General features: G+C 63.5%; 17 protein-coding genes. 8 read left to right on the plus strand and 9 right to left on the minus strand.

Annotated elements, in window-relative coordinates; genetic code table 11:
* Nucleotides 1–86: 86 nt before the first annotated feature.
* Both rmuC and P3C50_RS10050 read right to left on the minus strand, forming a co-directional pair.
* Nucleotides 87–1,448 (minus strand): DNA recombination protein RmuC, encoded by a 1,362-nt coding sequence (gene rmuC, locus P3C50_RS10045; RefSeq protein WP_275546051.1) that lies wholly within the window; start codon nucleotides 1,446–1,448, stop codon nucleotides 87–89.
* A gap of 181 nt (nucleotides 1,449–1,629) precedes the next feature.
* Nucleotides 1,630–1,881 (minus strand): sel1 repeat family protein, encoded by a 252-nt coding sequence (locus P3C50_RS10050; RefSeq protein ID WP_013716752.1) that lies wholly within the window; start codon nucleotides 1,879–1,881, stop codon nucleotides 1,630–1,632.
* Nucleotides 1,882–2,624: 743 nt separating this feature from the next.
* Here P3C50_RS10050 and P3C50_RS10055 point away from each other — a divergent pair.
* The 3 genes from P3C50_RS10055 to P3C50_RS10065 are packed head-to-tail and all read left to right on the plus strand — an operon-like array spanning nucleotide 2,625 to nucleotide 5,726.
* Nucleotides 2,625–5,180, plus strand: coding sequence for a YdbH domain-containing protein (locus P3C50_RS10055; protein ID WP_275545895.1), 2,556 nt, complete (start codon nucleotides 2,625–2,627; stop codon nucleotides 5,178–5,180).
* A gap of 4 nt (nucleotides 5,181–5,184) precedes the next feature.
* Entirely contained in the window at nucleotides 5,185–5,376 is a 192-nt protein-coding gene (locus P3C50_RS10060) for a YnbE family lipoprotein (RefSeq protein WP_024309303.1), read from the plus strand.
* An 11-nt stretch (nucleotides 5,377–5,387) separates the two neighbouring features.
* Nucleotides 5,388–5,726, plus strand: a complete 339-nt coding sequence (locus P3C50_RS10065) for a YdbL family protein (protein WP_197856256.1) — start codon at nucleotides 5,388–5,390, stop codon at nucleotides 5,724–5,726.
* Nucleotides 5,727–5,787: 61 nt separating this feature from the next.
* Here P3C50_RS10065 and grxD read toward each other — a convergent pair whose 3' ends face one another.
* On the minus strand, nucleotides 5,788–6,114 hold the full coding sequence (grxD, locus tag P3C50_RS10070; protein WP_179574230.1) for a Grx4 family monothiol glutaredoxin: 327 nt from the start codon (nucleotides 6,112–6,114) through the stop codon (nucleotides 5,788–5,790).
* A 129-nt stretch (nucleotides 6,115–6,243) separates the two neighbouring features.
* Nucleotides 6,244–8,352: a molybdopterin oxidoreductase family protein gene (locus P3C50_RS10075; protein ID WP_275545896.1), complete on the minus strand. Its 2,109-nt coding sequence runs from the start codon at nucleotides 8,350–8,352 to the stop codon at nucleotides 6,244–6,246.
* 358 nt (nucleotides 8,353–8,710) lie between these two features.
* Here P3C50_RS10075 and argF point away from each other — a divergent pair, with 358 nt between their 5' ends.
* Nucleotides 8,711–9,631, plus strand: a complete 921-nt coding sequence (argF, locus tag P3C50_RS10080; RefSeq protein ID WP_275545897.1) for an ornithine carbamoyltransferase — start codon at nucleotides 8,711–8,713, stop codon at nucleotides 9,629–9,631.
* The gene (locus P3C50_RS10085; RefSeq protein WP_275545898.1) at nucleotides 9,628–10,734 is read left to right on the plus strand and encodes an ABC transporter ATP-binding protein; all 1,107 of its coding nucleotides are present in this window, start codon (nucleotides 9,628–9,630) and stop codon (nucleotides 10,732–10,734) included. Before argF ends, P3C50_RS10085 begins: the two co-directional genes overlap by 4 nt.
* Here P3C50_RS10085 and P3C50_RS10090 read toward each other — a convergent pair whose 3' ends face one another.
* From P3C50_RS10090 to ybaK, 3 genes are all read right to left on the minus strand, one after another.
* Nucleotides 10,735–11,541: a PhzF family phenazine biosynthesis protein gene (locus tag P3C50_RS10090; RefSeq protein WP_275545899.1), complete on the minus strand. Its 807-nt coding sequence runs from the start codon at nucleotides 11,539–11,541 to the stop codon at nucleotides 10,735–10,737.
* A gap of 122 nt (nucleotides 11,542–11,663) precedes the next feature.
* The gene (glpK, locus tag P3C50_RS10095) at nucleotides 11,664–13,151 is read right to left on the minus strand and encodes a glycerol kinase GlpK (RefSeq protein ID WP_275545900.1); all 1,488 of its coding nucleotides are present in this window, start codon (nucleotides 13,149–13,151) and stop codon (nucleotides 11,664–11,666) included.
* 82 nt (nucleotides 13,152–13,233) lie between these two features.
* A complete protein-coding gene (ybaK, locus tag P3C50_RS10100; protein ID WP_275545901.1) occupies nucleotides 13,234–13,704 on the minus strand; it encodes a Cys-tRNA(Pro) deacylase in 471 nt (156 codons plus the stop codon).
* Between the two features lie 98 nt (nucleotides 13,705–13,802).
* Here ybaK and P3C50_RS10105 point away from each other — a divergent pair, with 98 nt between their 5' ends.
* The 3 genes from P3C50_RS10105 (at nucleotide 13,803) to bfr (ending at nucleotide 17,036) form a co-directional block, all read left to right on the plus strand.
* Nucleotides 13,803–14,561 carry a DeoR/GlpR family DNA-binding transcription regulator gene (locus tag P3C50_RS10105; protein WP_275545902.1) on the plus strand — a complete coding sequence of 253 codons (759 nt, stop codon included), beginning with the start codon at nucleotides 13,803–13,805 and terminating at the stop codon, nucleotides 14,559–14,561.
* Between the two features lie 206 nt (nucleotides 14,562–14,767).
* Entirely contained in the window at nucleotides 14,768–16,297 is a 1,530-nt protein-coding gene (glpD, locus tag P3C50_RS10110; protein ID WP_275545903.1) for a glycerol-3-phosphate dehydrogenase, read from the plus strand.
* Nucleotides 16,298–16,565: 268 nt separating this feature from the next.
* A complete protein-coding gene (gene bfr, locus P3C50_RS10115) occupies nucleotides 16,566–17,036 on the plus strand; it encodes a bacterioferritin (RefSeq protein WP_197856265.1) in 471 nt (156 codons plus the stop codon).
* 56 nt (nucleotides 17,037–17,092) lie between these two features.
* On the opposite strand, the gene P3C50_RS10120 is transcribed toward bfr, so the two are convergent.
* Both P3C50_RS10120 and P3C50_RS10125 read right to left on the minus strand, forming a co-directional pair.
* On the minus strand, nucleotides 17,093–18,394 hold the full coding sequence (locus P3C50_RS10120; RefSeq protein WP_275545904.1) for an MFS transporter: 1,302 nt from the start codon (nucleotides 18,392–18,394) through the stop codon (nucleotides 17,093–17,095).
* A gap of 168 nt (nucleotides 18,395–18,562) precedes the next feature.
* Nucleotides 18,563–21,637 (minus strand): efflux RND transporter permease subunit, encoded by a 3,075-nt coding sequence (locus tag P3C50_RS10125; RefSeq protein ID WP_275545905.1) that lies wholly within the window; start codon nucleotides 21,635–21,637, stop codon nucleotides 18,563–18,565.
* Nucleotides 21,638–21,642: the final 5 nt, after the last annotated feature.

Consider the following 21,642-nt stretch of genomic DNA (forward strand, 5'->3'; position numbering starts at 1 on the left):
GCCCTTTGCGCTTGTAAGGCGAATGCAGCCCGCCAGCACATTAACGGCGGGTTGCACCCGCCCTACTCTTTACGACTGGCTGTGGCTTACTCGCCCAACTCGTCCAGCGCCGGCAAATCGGAAGAACGTTCGAGCAGATCGGCAGGCAAACTCTTGCTCGCGCGGGCGCCGAGCAACTTGAGGTTTTCCACACGGCCAACGAGATTGCCGCGGCCGTCGACCAGTTTGTTGCGCGCGCTGGCGTAGGCCTTGTCCAACTGCTGCAGGCGACTGCCCATCTCATCCAGATCGGCGACGAAGGCCACGAACTTGTCGTACAGCTGGCCGGCGCGCTCGGCGATCTCGCGCGCGTTCTGCCCCTGGCGCTCCTGGCGCCAGAGGCTGTCGATCACCCGCAGGGTCGCCAGCAAGGTGGTCGGGCTGACGATCACCACCTGCTGCGCGAAGGCTTCCTGGAACAGGTCCGGTTCGGCCTGCAGCGCCGTGGCGAACGCGGCTTCGATGGGCACGAAGAGCAGGACGAAATCCAGGCTGTGCAAGCCTTCGAGGCGCTGGTAGTCCTTGCCGGACAGGCCCTTGAGGTGGCTGCGCAGGGAAATCAGGTGTTGCTTGAGCGCCTGCTGGCGAATCGGCTCGTCCACCGCCGAGACGTACTGCTGGTAGGCACTGAGGCTGACCTTGGCGTCGACGATCACCTGCTTGTCGCCTGGCAGACGGATCAGCACGTCAGGCTGGAAGCGCTCACCGCCAGCGCCCTTGAGGCTGACCTGGGTCTGGTATTCGCGTCCCTTCTCCAGGCCGGCATGCTCCAGCACACGCTCCAGCACCAGCTCGCCCCAGTTGCCTTGGGTCTTCTGCCCCTTGAGAGCAAGCGTGAGGTTGGTCGCCTCGTCGCCCAGGCGCTGGTTGAGCTGCTGCAGGCGCTCCAGCTCCTTGCTCAGGGAAAAGCGTTCACGCGCCTCTTGTTGATAACTTTCGTCGACGCGCTTCTCGAACGCCTGGATACGCTCCTTGAGCGGGTCGAGCAACTGACCGAGGCGCTGCTGACTGGTCTCGGCGAAACGCTGCTCGCGCTCGTCGAAAATCTTCGTCGCCAATTCGGAGAACTGCGCGCGCAGCTCATTGCGCGCGCCCTGCAGGTCATCGAGACGCTGCTGCTGGTTATCGCGGTTTTCCTGCAGCTCAGCTGCCAGCGCCGCACATTCTGCGGTCAGACGGCGTAGCTCGGCTTCGTGGCGCTCGCGCTGCTGGTTCCAGGATTGCGCGGCCTCGCGGGCGATCTGCCGTTCCTGCTGCAGCAGTTCGTTTTCACGGCGCAGGCCGGCCAGCTCGGTCTGCTGGTCCACCTTGATCTCGCTGACCTCGGCCAGTTCTGCACGGCAGGCATCGAGTTGCGCCAGCAGACCGGCCTGGCTCAGCTGGGCATGCTCCAGCCGTTCCTGCAGCAGCGCCTGCTCGCCTTGTTCGCGCGTCAGCCGGCGTTGCAATGACCAGAGCGCCGCCAACAGCGGGACCAGCGCGACGACCGCACCGATGGCAAGAGAAAGAGGATCGATTGGCATAGACGCTCCATGTTGGACCGCCGAGCAGTATACCCAGCCGGCGATTCACACGGGGGCTAGCACGCACTCAGCGTGACAGGCGCTCCAGCTCCAGCTGGGCACCACGGTCGCCGGCACGAGCGGCCTGGCGCAGTAGTTCATAACCGATACGACGGTCGCGAGTGTTGCCGCAGTCGCGGCAGAGCAGCTGGCCCAGGCGGCTTTGCGCCTGCACGCAACCTTTGCGCGCGGGCTGCTTGAGCAGGTTGCCGGCGATGCGCTTTACGCTGGGCGTTTGTCCCAGGCGCGGGCTGTCGAGCAGCCATAGCGCAACGCGCATGGGCAGACGTGAAGAACCGGAACGAGCTGCGGAGGATGACGAAGGTAAAGCGCGAGGCATAAATAACGGAGGGGTGACTGCCGGGGCGCGCCACTCTACTCTTTTTTTCCCGAAGGTAAAGTCTCGCCGGACGAATCGATTGCCACTGCTAAAAAGAGTTCCGTCACAATCCACAGAAGCTGTGGATAAGTCCGTGAACAACTTGCTCGAAAGAGGTGCAAGGCCCGATGGTTAGGGGCTTTGAGACAAACTGTCGATTTTTTCGCCAATGGGAAAAATTCATATTTTTCATTGACTTAAAAATCAACCACGAAAAATCAAACGCTTAGCGGCGTTTCTGACAGTGATGTGACAGCCTGCTTCAGCATTGTGCACAACTCGCTGCGACATATCCGCGCAGCGCTCTGTTTCGGGGCATGCAAACGGCCAATGCAGTGTTCATGCGGGCTGCGCTAACGGCTCCCGCAGCAGAAACGGCGCACAGCGAAACGGCAGCGATCTGTTCACCCAAGACAGCAGGCGCTTGGCTTCCTCTCACCCACTCGACTGAGGGAGAAGGCTGAACGCGCCATAAAAACGCCAGCTTTCCCCTCGCCGAACACAATCAGCGCATGCTTGCGTTTGAGGTTGTGCACAGCCAGGGCGCATGGTCGTGCCAGCGCCATACACAACGCCATGGAGCGGCTTGGCACCCTCCGGAGCATGGGGTACCGTCGCGCAACAGGCCTTGGCAAGGAGAACTCATGAGCCGCCGGCGTTTCTGGCTGAGCATCTGCGTAGCGATTCTGGCGCTGTTGTCGCTACTGGCCGGCTACGCCGGCTATCGCGTTAAGCAGTTGCTGGAAGCACAGCATGTCGAGCTGGATTGGCAAGGCTTCAGCCTAACCTGGCGCGGTCTGCAACTGCATGAGGTGAGCCTGGTGCAGCGTCAGCAGGGCGAACTGCATGCCCATGCCAGGCAGTTGCAGCTGCAATGGCTGGCCAGCGAAACGCCGCGCTACCGCCTGGCTGCACAGGGTCTGCGAGTGGACTGGCTGCCGGCCGAGACAGCAGCGCAGAACCCGGCAGACAGCGACCTGGACGTTACCCTCCAGACGATACTTGACGCCCTGCCCTGGCTGCCGAGGCAGATCGAACTGCGCGATGTACAGGCGCAACTGCCGTGCGCCAAGGGCCGGTGCGCAGTCGATGGCGAGCTCGACCTGCAGCGCCTGGGCGATGCCCTGCAGCTGCGCCTGCGACTGCTACGCGAAAGCCACAGCGCACTCTTGCAGGCGCGCTTACAGGGGCTCGACGGCGCCTTGGACAGCCCACGCCAACTGCAGCTGACCCTGCACCTCGATGAACAGCAGCAACTGGAGCTGCGCAGCGACCTGGCCGCTCAGGGCGATGCACTGCAATGGAACGGCGACCTGCTACTGGCACCGCTACAGGAAATCGCCTGGGTCGCCGTCTGGCTGAGCGAATGGACATCACTAGACACGGCCAACCTGCCAGCGACGCCGCAGCAAGCCGGCATCATCGCGCAGTGGCAATTGCAGCTGCCGCAGAGCACCCGCCAGTTCGGCGAGTTGCTGGTCGCACCGGGATGGCTGCGTGTCGACGCCCAGCTGCCGCAGCCCTGGCCAATGCCCGGCGTCGGCCTGCTCAGCGGTGAACTGCAGCTAGACCTGCGCAATACCACAGGCGTCTGGCAGGCGCGCAAGCTGCACGGCGACCTGCAACTCGACGCGCAGGACGCGCCCTGGCTGACCGCCCTGCCAAGCGGTTTGCAGCCAGGCCAGCTAAATATGCAGCTGGTGCCGCTACAAGGCAGCGCTGACAACGAACTGGCCGTAGGCCTCACGCTCAGCGGGCAAGGCGCGCTGGAGGTGCAGGCGAACGCCGAACTCGGCCTGCAGCAGTCGCGCGATTGGGCGCTGGACGTGCGCCAGCTGCGGCTCGAAGCTCGCAGCAAACGCGTCGATCTGGGTGCTACTCGCGCCGATGGCCTGCGACTGAACCTGGCGCTATCCGGCAATGCCACGGCGCAGCAACTGCAACTGGCGGTCGCCGACGACTCGCGCCTGGCCATCCAGCGCCTGCGCGTCGCCGAGCTGGACCTGCAGCAGGCGCAACTGATCCTGGCCGGCCTCGGCATCATCGGCGCGCCGACTGCACCTACGCTGTCCGGCCCACTGGCGCTGCGCGTGCAGAGCCTGCAGCATCCGCAACTGCAGCCCCAGAGCTGGCAATGGCAGGGCCGGCTGCAGGCCGACAGCGTCCGCCAGGCGCTCGATGGCGCCCTGCTGGTCGACTCCGGCCTGAGCCTGGCCCTGGGCCTGAACAACAGCGCCGACGGGCTGGTGCTGAAGGCCACGCTCGATGAACTCTTTCTGCGCGCCGGTAACCCGCTGGCGCAAACCCTGGCCAGTTGGCCGCCATTGCTGACCCTGGACAACGGCCGCCTGCAGGGCGAAGCCAGTCTGCGCCTACCCGCCAACAAGCCTCTGCAGCTGAGCGCTCGCCTGAGCGGCAAGGGTCTGGCCGGCATCTACGACCGCAGCACGCTGAGCGGTGTGGACGGCGAACTGCGCCTGCAACTGGCTGGCGATCGCCTCACCCTGGAGCTGCCCAGCCTCAGCGCGAAACAGATCGATCCAGGCATCGCCCTCGGCCCGTTGCAGCTGCAGGCCAGCTATAAGGCCAGCCTGCAACGCCCTCTGGCCGGCAGCCTCAGCCATCAGCGCGCCGAGCTGGGCATTCTTGGCGGCAACCTGCGCCTGGAACCGGCGACCTGGGCATTGGACCAACCCAGCCAGCTGCTGCCCCTGAAGCTCAGCGGCCTGGACCTGCAGGAGCTGTTTCGCGTGTATCCGGCCGAGGGGCTGGAGGGCAACGGCCTGCTCGACGGTACCCTGCCGCTGCGCCTGAGCGAGACGATCAGCATCGAGCAGGGATTGATCGAAGCGCGCGCTCCAGGCGGCCGCCTGCGCTTTCAATCGCCGCGCATCCGTGCCATGGGCCAGGCCAACCCGGGTATGAAGCTGGTCACCGACGCGCTGGAAGACTTCCACTACGATCTGCTCAGCAGTAGCCTCGACTACGAGCCGTCCGGCACACTGCGCCTCGGTATGCGTCTACATGGACAGAACCCGGCCATCGAACAGGGCCGTCCGATTCACTTCAACATCAACCTTGAAGAAGACATTCCGACCCTGCTGGCGAGCCTGCAACTGACCGACAAGGTCAGCGACATCATCCAGCAACGGATTCAGCAACGGATGCGCCAGCGTGTCCCTCAAGAAACCAAGGAGTAGCGCCATGCGCACGTACCGCCTCCTCGCCGCCCTGAGTCTGGCATTGCTGTGCCAGGCCTGTACCCCGACGGTGCAGTTGGCCATGCCCAACGAGCCGATCAACATCAACCTCAACGTCAAGGTCGAGCACGAGATCTACATCAAGGTGGACAAGGCGCTGGACAACGTCTTCAACGAAGACAGCGGCCTGTTCTAAGGAGAAGCATGATGACCCGATATATTTCGACCCTGCTCCTGGCGCTGACCCTGAGCCTGCCGGCCTATGCGCTGAACCTCAACCAGGCCATGAGTGCCCTGGGCGACGCCAAGGCCAGCGGCCAGCTCGGCGAGCAGCCCAACGGCTATCTGGGTGTGGTCAAGCCCGGCGGCCAGGCCGACGAAATCGCGCGCCTGATCAATCAGGCACGCCGCGCCGAATACCAGAAAGTGGCCAAGGACAACGGCATCAGCCTGAACGACGTAGAAGCCATCGCCGGCAAGAAGGCCATCGAGCGCACGCCCAAGGGCCAGTTCATCCAGCTGAACGGCCAATGGCTGCAGAAGTAGAAAGCCTGCGGCAGAAATGAAAGAACCCGCCTAGGCGGGTTCTTTTTTGCGAGCGCGGCGATCAGGCCTCGGCTTTGCCTACGGCGTCCTTGATCAGGGTTTGCAGTTCGCCCTTCTCGTACATCTCGGTGAGGATGTCGCTACCGCCGACCAGCTCACCACCGACCCACAGCTGCGGGAAGGTCGGCCAGTTGGCGTACTTCGGCAGGTTGGCGCGGATTTCCGGGTTCTGCAGGATGTCGACATAGGCGAACTTCTCGCCGCAGCCCATCACCACCTGCGCAGCACGGGCAGAGAAGCCACACTGCGGGGCGTTGGGCGAGCCTTTCATGTACAGCAGAACGGTGTTGTTGGCGATCTGCTCTTTGATGGTTTCGATGATATCCATGGGGCACCTCAGCATAGACTTCGCGACCCGACGGTCGCCACGGTGGCGCGATTGTAGCGAAAAGCCGAGCATAATGCTCGGCCTTGCCGTCGCCACATTGCCTCAATACGACCCCGGATCGTATTCGAACTAAGCAGCCACCACCTCAACCGGCACGCCATTGAGCACCGCATTGCCGGACAGTGCATCGAGGCGGCGGTCGTCGGTCAGGTCATTGGCGCTGGCGCCGGGCTGGGCACGGGCGATGTCCAACTGCACGCCCGGCCGGGCGTGGCCCCAACCATGCGGCAAACTGACCACACCGGCCATCACCTCGTCGCTGGCCGCCACCTCCACTTCGATGCTGCCGACGCGCGAACGCACCTGTACCCGCTGCCCATCGGCCAGGCCACGACTGGCCAGGTCCGCCGGGTTCATCAGCAACTGATGACGCGGCTTGCCCTTTACCAAACGGTGATAGTTGTGCATCCAGGAATTGTTGCTGCGCACATGGCGGCGGCCGATCAGCAGCAGTTCATTAGCGCCAGGCTGCTCCTGCCCGGCAAAGCGCGCCAGGTCCGCCAGCAACGGCTCGGGCGCCGCCTGCACGGCCTTGCTCGGAGTTTTCAGCCGTGCCGCCAGGTTCGGTTGCAGAGGTCCCAGGTCGAGACCATGGGGATGCTCGCGCAAGCTGGCCAGGCTAAGCTTGTGCTCGCTGCGATCACCATAGGCGCCGAAGCGCAGACCCATGTCGATCATCTGCTCCGGCGCCATGGTCGGCTTCAGTTCAAGGTTGTTGCGCGCGGCAAAGGCCTTGGCCAGACCGACGAAAATTTCCCAGTCGTGCAGTGCGCCGTCCGGCTTGGCCAGCACAGCCTCGTTGAAACGGGTGACATTACGCACCGCGAACACATTGAAGGTGGTGTCGTAATGATCATGCTCCAGCGGCGCGGTCGGCGGCAGGATCAGGTCGGCGTAACGGGTGGTTTCGTTGATGTAGAAATCCACCGAGAGCATGAAATCCAGGTCGTCCAGCCCCCGCTCCAATTGGCGCCCGTTGGGCGTCGACAGCACCGGGTTGCCGGCTACCGTGACCAGCGCGCGGATCTGCCCTTCACCGGGGGTGAGCATCTCTTCGGCCAGCGCCGAGACAGGCAGCTCGCCGCCATATTCCGGCAGGCCGGCCACGCGGCTCTGCCAGCGATTGAAATGGCCCCCGGAAGTACTCGCCACCAGATCCACCGCCGGCGAGGTGCAAAGCACGCCGCCGACGCGGTCCAGATTGCCGGTCACCAGATTGATCAGTTGCACCAGCCATTGGCACATCGTGCCGAAAGCCTGGGTGGACACCCCCATACGGCCGTAGCACACCGCCTTGTCGGCTGCGGCAAAATCACGCGCCAGTTGCCGAATGGTCTCAGCCGGCACACCACAGCGAGCGCTCATCGCCTCGGCGTGGAAGTCGGCGATCGCCGCGCGCACCTGCTGCAGCCCTTCCACCGGCAGATGGCTGTCGCGGGTCAGGCCCTCCTCGAACAGGGTGTTGAGCAGCGCCAGCAGCAGCGCGGCATCGCTGCCGGGGCGCACGAACAGGTGCTGATCGGCGATGGCCGCGGTTTCACTGCGCCGCGGGTCGACCACCACCAGCTTGCCGCCACGAGCCTGGATGGCCTTCAGGCGCTTTTCCACGTCCGGCACGGTCATGATGCTGCCGTTGGAGGCCAGGGGGTTGCCGCCGAGGATCAGCATGAAGTCGGTGTGATCGATATCGGGAATCGGGATCAGCAGGCCGTGGCCATACATCAGGAGACTGGTCAGGTGGTGCGGCAGCTGGTCGACCGAGGTGGCCGAGAAGCGATTGCGGGTTTTCATCTGGCCAAGGAAGTAGTTGCTGTGAGTCAGCAACCCGTAGTTGTGCACGCTGGGGTTGCCCTGATAAACGGCCACGGCGTTCTGCCCGTGCTCGGCCTGGATGGCGCTCAGGCGCTCCGCCACCAGCTCGAACGCCTCATCCCAGTCGATGGCCTGCCACTGCTCGCCGATACGGCGCATGGGCTGGCGAATGCGATTGGGATCGTTCTGGATATCCTGCAGCGCCACCGCCTTGGGGCAGATATGGCCACGGCTGAAGCTGTCCTGCGCATCGCCCTTGATCGAGCGGATCTGCATGGTGCCGTCAGGCTGAGTTTCGGTTTCGATGGCAAGGCCGCAGATGGCTTCGCACAGGTGGCACGCACGGTAATGGAGGGACTTGGTCATGGCCTGGCCTCTTGTTCTGATCCGAGACGACCGGTCAGGTCGCAGGTTTCGCACTATGGGCCGAGCCTGGGGACGACGCCAGCAGCGTTCGTCCCGTGAATCGGCAGGCATCATGGGTGCCGATTCAGGCGCTGAAGTCTTCGATATCGCTGGCGCCAAAGCTTTGGCAAAAAGGCTTGTAAAACAGGATTCTGCGCGCTCGCGGGCGGCAACTTGCGCCGTCTCGTCATTTCCTTATAGGATCGCGCCTTCCCCTGTTTCGTCGCACCCTGCGGCCTCCTGCCGCAAGCTCTGCTGTTTTTGTCGGTTTTGTCACCGGGCACAGGCTTGCGAACTGTAGTGATAAAGGTAGTTAACGATGAGCGTCAGACACTTCCTCTCGATGATGGATTACACACCGGACGAACTGGTGGGGTTGATCCGCCGAGCCATCGAGCTGAAGGACCTGCGCAACCGCGGCGTACTGTTCGAGCCGCTGAAGAATCGCGTGCTGGGCATGATCTTCGAGAAGGCCTCGACCCGCACCCGTCTGTCGTTCGAAGCCGGCATGATCCAGCTCGGCGGCCAGGCCATCTTCCTCTCGCCGCGCGACACCCAGCTGGGTCGTGGCGAGCCGATCGGCGACGCGGCCATCGTCATGTCGAGCATGCTCGATGCAGTGATGATCCGTACCTTCGCCCACAGCAACCTCACCGAATTCGCCGCCAAATCGAAAGTACCGGTGATCAACGGCCTGTCCGATGATCTGCATCCCTGCCAGCTGTTGGCCGACATGCAGACCTTCCTCGAGCATCGCGGCAGCATCGCCGGCAAGACGGTGGCCTGGATCGGCGACGGCAACAACATGTGCAACTCCTATATCGAAGCGGCGATTCAGTTCGACTTCCAGCTCAAGGTTGCCTGCCCCGAGGGTTACGAACCGGACGCGCGCTTCCTCGCGCTGGCCGGTGACCGCGTGCAGGTGCTGCGTGACCCACGCGAAGCCGTGGCCGGCGCCCATCTGGTGAGCACCGACGTATGGGCCTCCATGGGCCAGGAAGACGAAGCCGAACAACGCATGGCACTGTTCCGCCCTTATCAGGTCACCCCCGCACTGCTCGATAACGCCGCACCAGATGTGCTGTTCATGCACTGCCTGCCGGCGCACCGCGGTGAGGAAATCAGCCTCGACATGCTCGACGACACGCGCTCGGTTGCCTGGAATCAGGCCGAAAACCGCCTGCACGCGCAGAAGGCGCTGCTCGAACTGCTGGTCGAACCGGCGTACCACCACGCATGAGCCAGCCGCTGCTGCAGCTACGCGGACTGAACTGCGGCTACCAGAACCACAAGGTGGTGCAGGATCTCGACCTGCACCTCAACGCTGGCGATATCGGCTGCCTGCTGGGCCCATCGGGCTGCGGCAAGACCACCACGCTGCGCGCCATCGCCGGTTTCGAGCCGGTGCTCGAAGGTGAGATCGAACTCGACGGCGAGATCATCTCCCGCGCCGGTTTCACCCTGGCACCGGAAAAACGCCAGATCGGCATGGTGTTTCAGGATTACGCTCTGTTCCCCCACCTCAGCGTGGCGGAGAACGTCGCCTTCGGCATCCGCAAGCAAGCCAACGCCGAGCGCGTCACCCAGGAGCTGCTGGAGCTGGTCAAGCTCGGCAACCTGGCCAAGCGCTACCCGCACGAACTCTCAGGTGGGCAGCAACAACGTGTCGCCCTGGCCCGCGCCCTGGCGCCGGAACCGAAGCTGCTGCTGCTCGACGAACCCTTTTCCAACCTCGATGGCGAGTTGCGCCGGCGCCTGAGTCACGAGGTCCGCGATATCCTCAAGACCCGCGGCACCAGCGCCATTCTGGTCACCCATGATCAGGAAGAGGCTTTCGCGGTCAGCGATCATGTCGGCGTATTCCAGGGCGGCCGCCTGGAACAATGGGACACGCCCTTCAACCTCTATCACGAGCCGCTCACGCCCTTCGTCGCCAGCTTTATCGGTCAGGGCTATTTCATCCGCGGCCAGTTGCTCAGCCCGGACACGGTACAGACCGAGCTCGGCGTGATCTGCGGCAACCGCGCCTACACCTGGGCACAAGGCAGCGCGGTGGATGTGCTGCTGCGCCCGGATGACATCGTCGCCGATGAAGGCAGCCATCTGAAGGCACGCATCGTCGGCAAGACCTTCCTCGGCGCCGCGACCCTGTATCGCCTGCAACTGCCCACCGGCAGCCAGCTGGAATCGATCTTCCCCAGCCATGCCGACCACCAGCCAGGCGACGAGGTGGGCATCCGCATCGCCGCCGATCACCTGGTGGCCTTCCCGGCCCTGGGCAGCGTGGCGGCGCAGTTGCAACTGAGCGATTCCGGCGGTGTGCGCCGGGTCAGCAGCAACTGATCAGAGCATCAGCTGGCCGCTGGCGATATGCCGCGCGTGGCCCGCGATCTTCACCCGGCTACCGTCGAGACGGCAGAGCAACTCACCGCCGCGTACCGAGCACTGAAAGGCGCTGAGCTCGCTGCGCCCCAGGCATTCGGCCCAGTACGGCACCAGCATGCAGTGTGTCGAACCGGTCACCGGGTCTTCGTCGATGCCGATGGCAGGCGCGAAGTAACGCGAGACGAAGTCATGCCGCTCGCCCGCCCCGGTGATCAGCACGCCAAGGCCCGGTAATGCCGCGAGCGCCGGCAGATCGGGAGTGAAGCCGCGCACCTGCGCCTCGGACGCCAGCACCACCATCAATTCCTGCACGCTGCCATCGGCATTGAGCAGAGCCAACACCTGCTGCGCGGGCTGTCCCAGCGCGCGCTCGACCTCGGCTTGCAGCGACGCAACCACCGGCACCACTGGACGCACAGGGAAATCCAGCTCCAGCCGCTCCCCCCGGCGAGTTACGCGCAACGCGCCGGACAGGCAGGTGAACTGCAGTACGTCGCCCGCCTCGTGATAGAGATCGAACAGCACCTTGGCGCTGGCCAGGGTCGCATGGCCACACAGCGGCACCTCGCTGGTCGGGGTGAACCAGCGGATATGCCAGGCCTCCCCCTCCTTCACCACGAATGCCGTCTCGGCCAGGTTGTGCTCGGCGGCGATACGCTGCATCAAAGGCTCGTCCAGCCAGGCATCCAGGCGATAAACCATGGCGGGATTGCCCGCGAAAGGTTGCTCGGTAAAAGCGTCAACTTGATGAAAAGCGAGCGGCATGATGCGTTCCTGGCCAGATGAGAAGCGTCAGCATGCCTGCGCCAGTTAACCTGCAACAGATACAGTTTCTGTTTTCCAGATGCCCTGAGGCTTCGCGGCAGAAGCCGCACCTACGGGCCGGATCAGGGCTCGCTGCGTACCCGCTTCACTGCATCCAGCCAGCCGGCGTAGAGGTGCTCACGATGAGCGTCGTTCATCCGCGGTTCGAAACGCTGCTGGCGATGCCAGTGACTGGCGATGGCATCGAGGTCGCGATATAGCCCGAGTTTCAACCCTGCCAGATAGGCGACGCCGAGCGCAGTGGTCTCGGTGACTTCGGGCCGCTCGACACTGACGCCGAGAACATCGGCGAGAAACTGCATGACCCAGTTGTTTTCCACCATGCCGCCGTCCACACGCAGCGCACTGGGCGCCGCCGCCCCGTCCTGGCGCATGGCCTCGAGCAGGTCGCGAGTCTGGTAGCACACCGACTGCAGCCCGGCAGTGACGATCTCCTTGATCCCGGTATCGCGGGTCAGGCCGAAGATGGCACCACGCGCCTTCGGGTCCCAGTAAGGCGCGCCCAGACCGGTGAAGGCCGGCACCAGATAGACGCCGCAGGCCTCCCCCGTCGCCTCGGCCAGGGCCTCGCTTTCGCGCGCATGACTGATCAGCTTGATGCCGTCGCGCAGCCACTGCACGGCGGCGCCGGCAACGAAGATACTGCCTTCGACCGCGTAGGTGACCTTGCCATCGAGGCGATAGCCCACCGTGGTCAGTAGACGGTTCTTCGAACTCACCGGCTGCTCGCCGGTGTTCTGAATCATGAAGCAGCCAGTGCCATAGGTGCTCTTGACCATACCGGGTTTGAAGCAGGCCTGGCCGATCAGGGCCGCCTGCTGGTCGCCGGCCATGCCCAGCACCGGGATGCTGGCGCCGAGCAATTCGTGTTCGGTATGGCCGAACTCGGCGGCGCAGTCGAGCACTTCCGGCAGCAGGCTGGCAGGAATGCCGAACAGCTCGAGCAGCTCTTGGTCCCACTGCTGGGTATGAATGTTGAACATCAGCGTACGCGAGGCATTGCTGGCACCGGTACGGTGCACCTTGCCATCGGTCAGGCGCCACAGCAGGAAGCTGTCGACCGTACCGAAACGCAGCTCGCCGCGCTCCGCCCGCTCCTGTGCGCCTGGCACGTTGTGCAGAATCCAGCGCAGCTTGGTGGCGGAAAAATACGGGTCGATCAGCAGACCTGTCTTGGCCGAGACCATCGCTTCGTGGCCTTTTTCCTTGAGCCCGGCGCAATAGTCGGCGGTGCGCCGATCTTGCCAGACGATGGCCGGATGGATCGGCGTGCCGGTCGCAGCATCCCAGACCAGCGTGGTTTCACGCTGGTTGGTGATGCCGATGGCGGCGATCGCCTCGGGCTGCAGACCACTGCTGGCGATGGCGTCACGGCAGACCTTTAGCGTGGACAGCCAGATCTCCTGGCCGTCGTGCTCGACCCAGCCATCCTGCGGGAAGTACTGCTTGAACTCCTGCTGAGCACGCGCCACCGGCAAGCCCTGAGCACTGAAGATGATGGCGCGGGAGCTGGTGGTGCCCTGGTCGATGGCTAGCAGGTATTGAGACATGCAAGGTTCCTTGTTGTTATTGCCAACGATCGCTGCAGTTGACCGCAGGATGACTTATTTTGCTTGCAGCATACTGCGCGACTCAGGCTTTGCCGATAGCGGCAAAGTGTCCCTGAGTATGCTGGGCCAGGGTGTCGGCCGAGAGCTCGAGCTCCAGCCCACGCCGCCCGCCGCTGACATGAATGGTGGAATGCAGACGCGCCGACTCATCGATGAAGGTGCGCAGGCGCTTCTTCTGTCCCAGCGGGCTGATGCCGCCGACCAGATAACCGGTGGCGCGCTGCGCTGCATTGGGGTCGGCCATGTCGGCCTTTTTCGCCCCGGCCGCTGCGGCCAGCGCCTTGAGATCGAGGCTGCCACCTACCGGCACCACGGCTACCAGCAGTTCGCCTTTCTCGGTGGCCGCGAGCAAGGTCTTGAACACGCGCTCGGGCGCCAGCCCCAGCTTTTCCGCCGCTTCCAGCCCGTAGGACGGCGCCTTGGGATCGTGCTGGTAACTGTGCACACGGTGTTCGGCCTTGGCCTTCTTCAACAGATCGATTGCGGGAGTCATGTTCGAATGTGAAAACGCTGTGAAAGATGTCCTACCTTAACAGGCCGCAATCCTCCGCATCTACAGCCTATAATGGCTGACCATCACAGGAAGCGCTCATGAATCTCGCTCCCCGACAGCAGGACATCCTCAATCTCGCCCGCGAGCGCGGCTACGTCAGCATCGACGAACTGGCCCAGGCGTTCGCCGTCACCCCGCAGACCATCCGCCGCGACATCAATCAGCTGGCCGAACACGGCCTGTTGCGCCGCACCCATGGCGGTGCCGCCTGCGAAGCCTCGAGCATTCAGAACACCGCCTACGGCATGCGCGCCGGGCAGATGCGCGAGGAGAAACAACGTATCGCCGAGGCCGTGGCGGCGCAGATACCCGACCACGCCTCGCTGTTCATCAACATCGGCACCACCACCGAAGCCATTGCCCGCGAACTGCAGAATCACAAGGGACTGAAGATCATCACCAATAACCTGCACGTCGCCGCCCAGCTCAGCGCCAAAGCCGATTTCGAGGTGCTGGTAGCTGGCGGCACGGTGCGCAGTGACGGCGGCATCGTTGGCCAGACCGCGGTGGATTTCATCCAGCAGTTCAAGGTCGATTACGCCATCGTCGGCATCAGCGGCATCGACGAAGATGGCAGCCTACTCGATTTCGACTATCAGGAAGTCCGCGTTTCACAGGCCATCATCGACAATGCGCGTCAGGTTTTCCTCGCCGCCGACTCCAGCAAGTTCGGGCGTAACGCCGTGGTGCGCCTGGGCTCCATCGCTCTGGTCGACCGCGTCTTCACCGACAGCGCCCCCTCCGCTGCCATCACCCGCCTGCTGCACAGCCACAAGGTCCAGCTCGATCTGGTCTGATTGGCCTCTCGACGACTATCGCATAGGGCGGGTGCAACCCGACAGCAACGTCTCGGCGGGTTACACCCGCCCTACAACAAACCCGATCCTTCCCCTACCGCTCGGCGCGCAATCGCGTGCCGGGGTAGCGAAGCTGCGCATCTTCGTCTAGCATATTTTCGAAAGTGAACATAAACACATTCGAATCCAATAGCCGAGCGTGCCCTATGCCCCACGATCCATTCACCAGCCCCGTTGCGGAAGTCTATGACCTCGCCGTCGTTGGCGGCGGTATCAATGGCGTGGGCATCGCAGCCGATGCAGCCGGTCGCGGCCTGTCCGTGTTCCTTTGCGAAAAGGACGACCTGGCCAGCCACACCTCCTCTGCCAGCAGCAAGCTGATCCACGGCGGCCTGCGCTATCTGGAGCACCACGAGTTCCGCCTGGTACGCGAAGCCCTGGCAGAGCGCGAGGTGCTGCTGGCCAAGGCGCCGCATATCGTCAAGCCGATGCGCTTCATCCTGCCGCACCGCCCGCACCTACGTGCGGCCTGGATGATCCGTGCTGGTCTGTTCCTTTACGACCACCTGGGTAAGCGTGAGCGCCTGCCCGCCTCGCGCGGCCTGCGCTTCGGTGCCGGCAGCCCGCTGAAACCCGAGATCAGCCGCGGCTTCGAATATTCCGACTGCTGGGTGGACGATGCCCGTCTGGTGGTACTCAACGCCATGGCCGCGCGGGACAAGGGCGCGCACATTCACCCACGTACGCGTTGCGTCAGCGCCCGACGCAGTAAAGGCCTGTGGCATATTCATCTGGAGCGCAACGACGGCAGCCTGCTGTCGATTCGCGCCCGGGCACTGGTCAACGCAGCCGGCCCCTGGGTCGCGCGCTTCATCCGTGAAGACCTCAAGCAGCAGTCGCCCTATGGCATCCGCCTGATCCAGGGCAGCCATATCGTCGTACCGCGCCTGTACGACGGCGAACAGGCCTACATCCTGCAGAACGAAGATCGCCGCATCGTCTTCGCCATCCCCTATCTGGAGCGCTTTACCCTGATCGGTACCACCGACCGCGAATATCAGGGCGACCCCGCCCAGGTGGCGATCACCGCCGAAGAAACCGATTACCTGCTCAAGGTGGTCAATGACCACTTCAAACAACAGCTCGGCCGGGCCGACGTCCTGCACAGCTTCGCTGGCGTGCGCCCGCTGTGCGATGACGAGTCCGATGAGCCGTCGGCCATCACCCGCGATTACACCCTGTCGCTCTCCGGTACGCCGGGCGAAGCGCCGTTGCTCTCGGTGTTCGGCGGCAAGCTGACCACCTACCGCAAGCTGGCCGAGTCGGCCATACAACAACTGGCACCCTACTTCAGTCACCTGGGCCCAAGCTGGACGGCCAGTGCACCGCTGCCGGGTGGCGAAGATCTGCAAAGCCAGAGCGCCTTGGTCGAGGCTCTGTGCGAACGTCATGGCTGGCTGCCTTCTAGCCTGGCCAGACGCTGGGCCACCACTTACGGCAGCCGCACCTGGCGCCTGCTCGAAGGCGTGCACAACCTCGCCGACCTCGGCGAACACCTTGGCGCCGGCCTCTATACCCGCGAAGTGGATTATCTGCGCCGCGAAGAATGGGCGCGCAGCAGCGCCGACATCCTTTGGCGGCGCAGCAAGCTGGGGCTGTTCATGACGCCAATACAGCAGGCCCGCCTGCAGGACTACCTGGACAGCCAAGACCCGCACTCCGCTCACGCCGCCTGAATTCTGCGTGCTCATGCCCCGCTTTGCGGGGCTTTTTTATGGCCGCTGAAAAATAAAAACACTCATCTTTTTAGGCGATTTAGCCGCAGTAGAACTTCCAGCAACTTTTTTATTACGCCTTTTCAATAACTTGGCGCCAAGTTGCGGAATAAAAACATTCTTATTCAGTTTTATTTTTACTTATGTTTCAAGAACTTAGGTTTGACAGCGGAAAGAACTCGACAGAAAATTCAAAGCCATCACGGTCATTGAAACAGCTGGAGCGGTCATGAAAGGCGACAAGAAGGTCATTCAACACCTGAACAAGATTCTTGGTAACGAACTGGTCGCCATCAACCAGTACTTCCTGCATGCGCGTATGTATGAAGACTGGGGCCTGAAAAAACTCGGCGAGCACGAGTACCACGAGTCCATCGACGAGATGAAGCACGCCGACAAGCTGATCAAGCGCATTCTCTTTCTCGAAGGCATTCCCAATCTGCAGGACCTGGGCAAGATTCTGATCGGCGAAAACACCCAGGAAATGCTCCAGTGCGATTTGCAGATCGAGCACAAGGCGCATGCCGACCTCAAGGCCGCCATCGCCTACTGCGAAAGCATCGGTGACTATGCCAGCCGCGAGTTGCTCGAAGAGATTCTCTGCTCCGAAGAAGATCATATCGACTGGCTGGAAACCCAACTAAGCCTGATCGCAGCCGTCGGCCTGCAGAATTACCTGCAATCGCAGATGGACGAATAAGTCCGCCACTGGATAAAGAACGGGAGCCGATGGCTCCCGTTTTTCGTTGCGTGCGCTTATTTCTGTGGGTCCGGCTCGCCATCGGAACGACCGATGCTGGCTGGCGCTTCCACTAGCAGTTCTTCCGGCACTTCGTCCACACGCGGGTCGAGCGCTGCGGCCATGGGGCTGACCGTATCCGGCATTGGCACGTGGCTGAGCGGCGCCTCGTCGACCCGATGCTGGCCGGTAACGCGCTTGGGCTGCACCCAGAAGATCAGCACCACGGCATAGAGCGATACCAGCATGTAGAACATGCCCGGTCCGAAGTGCTGCATCATGAAACCTGCCAACAACGGGCCGATGCAGGCGCCAACGCCATAGGTGGTCAGCAGCATGGCCGACAGCGCCACCCGGCGTGATTGCTCGACGTGGTCGTTACCCAGCGCCACGGCCAGTGGGTACAGGGTGAACAGCAACATGCCGGTGACGAAGCCGTTGGCCAGCAACAGCCAGTACGGCAGGTCGAACAGCCCCCACATGGGAATGGCGGTCAGGCACAGCAGGATGGCGTTGCCACGAATCAACCAGCTGCGGTCCAGACGATCGGACAGCCAGCCCAGCGGCCACTGCGCACAGAAGCCGGCGATGATGCACATGGCCACGAATAGGCTCGCCTGCGTGGTGTCCAGCCCGCTGCGGCTGGCGTAGACCGGCGCCAGGCCGTAGAAGGCGCCGACCATCAGTCCGGCGACGAAAATACTGCCCAGCGCCTGTGGCACACGCTTCCAGAAAAAACCGATTTCCAGCGGCGCAGCCACCAGCTTGGCCGGGTGCACGCGACGGGTCACGGCCAGCGGGATCAGGCAGGAGGCGAAGCACATCGCCACCAGCACCAGCGGCTTGTAATCCAGAGTCGGGCTCATCGCCAGCAGGCCCTGGCCGACCACCAGGCCCAGGTCCACAGCCACCATGTAGCCGGCGAAAACTTTGCCGCGCATGTGGTTTTCGGACTGCTCGTTGAGCCAGCTCTCGATCACCATGTACTGGTTCATCATCACCGCGCCCATCACGAAACGCAGCAGCAGCCAGACCTCCAGGCGCTCGACCAGCACATGCAGCAGCACGATCACCGTGGCGAGGCCGGCGCAGGCGACGTAGGAGCGAATATGGCCAACGCTGGCGATCAGCTTATGGCCGAACTTGCCGCCGCATACCAGGCCGAAGTAATAGGCCGCCATCAGGCCGCCAACCCAGGCGTCGCCCGCTCCCTCCTCGGTCAGGCGCAGCCCCATGTAGGTGCTGAACAGCCCCGAACCGGCCAGCATGAGTAAGGTGGCGCTATACAGGGCCGGGAAGGTGACGAGCGGGCTGAACATGACGACTCCAGACGGGACGGCAGCAGCGCCGTCCGACGAACACGGGACGATGGCGTCCCGTCGGCCCCGGGCGGGGCCAGCGAAAACCGCGCATTATCCATATCCGCCACCTGCCCCGCCATGTCCGCCGGGCGCTTTGCCGCGAAACGCGCGAACGCGTCTGTAGCGCTAGCGGGCCTCGCTTTCCTTGACCCGGAACCAGGCCGCGTAGAGCGCCGGCAGGAACAGCAGAGTCAGTGCCGTGGCGACCACCAGACCGCCCATGATGGCCACCGCCATCGGCCCGAAGAACACGCTGCGCGATAGCGGAATCATCGCCAGCACAGCGGCCAGCGCCGTCAGTACGATGGGGCGGAAGCGCCGCACCGTGGCCTCGATGATGGCATGCCAGCGATCCAGGCCATGGCTGATGTCCTGCTCGATCTGATCCACCAGAATCACCGAGTTGCGCATGATCATCCCGGCCAGGGCGATGGTGCCGAGCATGGCGACGAAACCGAACGGCTGGCGGAAGATCAGCAGGAACAGCGTCACGCCGATCAGCCCCAGCGGCGCGGTGAGAAACACCATGGCCGAACGCGAGAAGCTCCTGAGCTGCAGCATCAGCAGCGTCAGCACCACCACGATGAACAGCGGGATACCGGCGTTCACCGATTTCTGCCCGCGCTGCGAGTCCTCCACCGTACCGCCCACCTCCAGCAGGTAACCATCCGGCAACTCGGCGCGGATCGGTTCCAGCGTCGGCAGGATCTGCTGGGTCAGGCTGGCCGGCTGCTGGCTGCCGTAGACGTCGGCACGCACGGTGACGTTGGGCAGGCGGTTGCGATGCCAGATGATGCCTTCCTCGAAACCGTATTCCAGCGTCGCCACCTGCGACAGGGCCACGCTGCGCCCACTGTCGGTCGGCACCGCGAGACTCGGCAGCAAGCTCAGCGCCTTGCGTTCCTGCGGTGTGCCGCGCTGGAGAATCTCGATCAGCTCATTGCCTTCGCGGTACTGGCTGACGCTGGTGCCGGACAGCGAGCCCTGCAGAAAGCGCGACAGCTCGGCGGTGTTGACCCCCAGCGCTCGCGCGCGATCCTGATCGATATTGAGGATCACCACCTTGCTCGGCTCCTCCCAGTCCAGGTGCACGTTCACCACATGCGGGTTCTCGCGCACCTTGTCCGCCACCTGACGAGCCAGAGCGCGCACCTCGGCGATATGCTCGCCGCTGACGCGGAACTGCACCGGATAGCCCACCGGCGGGCCGTTCTCAAGGCGGCTGACGCGGCTGCGCAGCGCAGGGAACTGGTCGTTCATCGTCTGGATCAGCCAGGTACGCAGGCGCTCGCGCTCCTCGATGCTCGACGCTAGCACCACGAACTGGGCGAAGCTCGCCGCAGGCAACTGCTGATCCAGCGGTAGGTAGAAACGCGGTGAGCCGGTGCCGACATAGGCGACATAGTTGTCGATGCCCGGCTGCTCCTTGAGCAGTTGCTCCAGGCGACGCACCTCGGCCTCCGTGGCGCTCAGTGAGGCGCCCTCCTCCAACTTGATGTCGACCATCAGCTCCAGGCGGCCGGAAGCCGGGAAGAACTGTTGTGGCACGAAGCGGAACAGCAATACCGAGCCGATGAACAAGCCGATGGTCAGCAGGATGACAATGCCGCGACGGCGCACACACCACTGGACCGTGGCGCGCACGCGGCGGTAGAACGGCGTCGAATAGGGGTCATGGCCCCCATCGCTGCCGCCATGTTTCGCCGCGTGCAGCTTGGCCAGGTCCGGCAACAGCTTGTCGCCCAGATAGGGCACAAACATCACCGCGGCGATCCACGAGGCGATCAGCGAGATGGCCACCACCTGGAAGATGGAACGGGTGTACTCGCCCGTGCCGGACTGCGCGGTGGCGATGGGCAGAAAGCCCGCGGCGGTGATCAGCGTGCCGGTAAGCATGGGAAACGCGGTGCTGGTCCAGGCGAAACTGGCCGCCTTGAAGCGGTCATAGCCCTGTTCCATCTTGATCGCCATCATCTCCACCGCGATGATCGCATCGTCCACCAGCAGGCCCAGGCCGAGCACCAGCGCGCCGAGCGAGATCTTGTGCAGGCCGATGCCTAAGTAGTACATGGCGGCAAAGGTCATCGCCAGCACCAGCGGGATCACCAGCGCCACCACCAGGCCGGTGCGCACGCCCAGGGAGAAGAAGCTGACCGCGAGCACGATCACCAGCGCCTCGACCAGTACCTTGACGAACTCGCCCACGCCGGCCTTCACCGCCGCCGGCTGATCCGACACCTTGCGCAGCTCCATGCCCAGCGGCAGGGTCTGCTGCAGGCGGGCGAATTCACCCTCAAGCGCTTTGCCCAGCACAAGGATGTCGCCGCCGTCCTTCATCGACACGGCAATGCCGATGGCGTCCTCACCCATGAAGCGCATGCGCGGTGCAGGTGGATCGTTGAACCCGCGCTTGACCTCGGCCACATCGGCAATGCGGAAGGTGCGGTCACCAACCCGAATGGGGAAATCACGAATCTCCTGCACGGACTCGAAGCGCCCGGTCACGCGCAACTGAATGCGCTCGCTGGACGTCTCGAAGAAGCCGGCAGCCGCCACCGCGTTCTGCGCCTCCAGTGCCTGCTGCACCGCGGAGAGCGGCAGACCCAGAGTCGCCAGCTTGGTATTGGACAGCTCGATCCAGATCTTCTCGTCCTGCAGCCCCACCAGCTCGACCTTGCCAACGTCCCTGACTCGCTGCAGTTGCAATTGCAGGCGGTCGGCATAGTCCTTGAGCACCGCATAGTCAAAACCGTTGCCGGTCAGCGCATAGATGTTGCCGAAGGTGGTGCCGAACTCGTCGTTGAAGAACGGCCCCTGGATGCCGGGCGGCAAGGTGTGGCGAATGTCGCTGATCTTCTTGCGCACCTGGTACCACAGCTCGGGAATCTGCGAGCTGCGCATGGAATCGCGCGCCATGAAGGTAACCTGCGACTCACCCGGACGGGAGAAGCTGGTGATGCGGTCGTACTCGCCGGTCTCCATCAGCTTCTTTTCGATGCGCTCGGTGACCTGGCGCGAAACCTCTTCGGCGCTGGCGCCCGGCCAGTTGGTGCGAATCACCATGGCCTTGAAGGTAAAGGGCGGGTCTTCGCTCTGCCCCAGCTTGGTGTAGGACAACGCCCCCACCACGGCGAACAGCAGCATGATGTAGAGAACGATCTGGCGATGACGCAACGCCCAGGCAGACAGGTTGAAGCTCATGCCCG

It is taken from the genome of Pseudomonas sp. Marseille-Q0931, assembly GCF_940789645.1.
Taxonomy (GTDB): Bacteria; Pseudomonadota; Gammaproteobacteria; order Pseudomonadales; family Pseudomonadaceae; genus Aquipseudomonas.

Coding starts and splice junctions, on each gene's coding strand:
- P3C50_RS10055 (WP_275545895.1), top strand. CDS start 2,625: ATGAGCCGCCGGCGTTTCTGGCTGAGCATCTGCGTAGCGATTCTGGCG.
- bfr (WP_197856265.1), top strand. CDS start 16,566: ATGAAAGGCGACAAGAAGGTCATTCAACACCTGAACAAGATTCTTGGT.
- P3C50_RS10090 (WP_275545899.1), bottom strand. CDS start 11,541: ATGCCGCTCGCTTTTCATCAAGTTGACGCTTTTACCGAGCAACCTTTC.
- P3C50_RS10120 (WP_275545904.1), bottom strand. CDS start 18,394: ATGTTCAGCCCGCTCGTCACCTTCCCGGCCCTGTATAGCGCCACCTTA.
- P3C50_RS10125 (WP_275545905.1), bottom strand. CDS start 21,637: ATGAGCTTCAACCTGTCTGCCTGGGCGTTGCGTCATCGCCAGATCGTT.
- P3C50_RS10085 (WP_275545898.1), top strand. CDS start 9,628: ATGAGCCAGCCGCTGCTGCAGCTACGCGGACTGAACTGCGGCTACCAG.
- P3C50_RS10060 (WP_024309303.1), top strand. CDS start 5,185: ATGCGCACGTACCGCCTCCTCGCCGCCCTGAGTCTGGCATTGCTGTGC.
- P3C50_RS10105 (WP_275545902.1), top strand. CDS start 13,803: ATGAATCTCGCTCCCCGACAGCAGGACATCCTCAATCTCGCCCGCGAG.
- grxD (WP_179574230.1), bottom strand. CDS start 6,114: ATGGATATCATCGAAACCATCAAAGAGCAGATCGCCAACAACACCGTT.
- ybaK (WP_275545901.1), bottom strand. CDS start 13,704: ATGACTCCCGCAATCGATCTGTTGAAGAAGGCCAAGGCCGAACACCGT.
- glpD (WP_275545903.1), top strand. CDS start 14,768: ATGCCCCACGATCCATTCACCAGCCCCGTTGCGGAAGTCTATGACCTC.
- P3C50_RS10065 (WP_197856256.1), top strand. CDS start 5,388: ATGACCCGATATATTTCGACCCTGCTCCTGGCGCTGACCCTGAGCCTG.
- glpK (WP_275545900.1), bottom strand. CDS start 13,151: ATGTCTCAATACCTGCTAGCCATCGACCAGGGCACCACCAGCTCCCGC.
- argF (WP_275545897.1), top strand. CDS start 8,711: ATGAGCGTCAGACACTTCCTCTCGATGATGGATTACACACCGGACGAA.
- P3C50_RS10075 (WP_275545896.1), bottom strand. CDS start 8,352: ATGACCAAGTCCCTCCATTACCGTGCGTGCCACCTGTGCGAAGCCATC.
- P3C50_RS10050 (WP_013716752.1), bottom strand. CDS start 1,881: ATGCGCGTTGCGCTATGGCTGCTCGACAGCCCGCGCCTGGGACAAACG.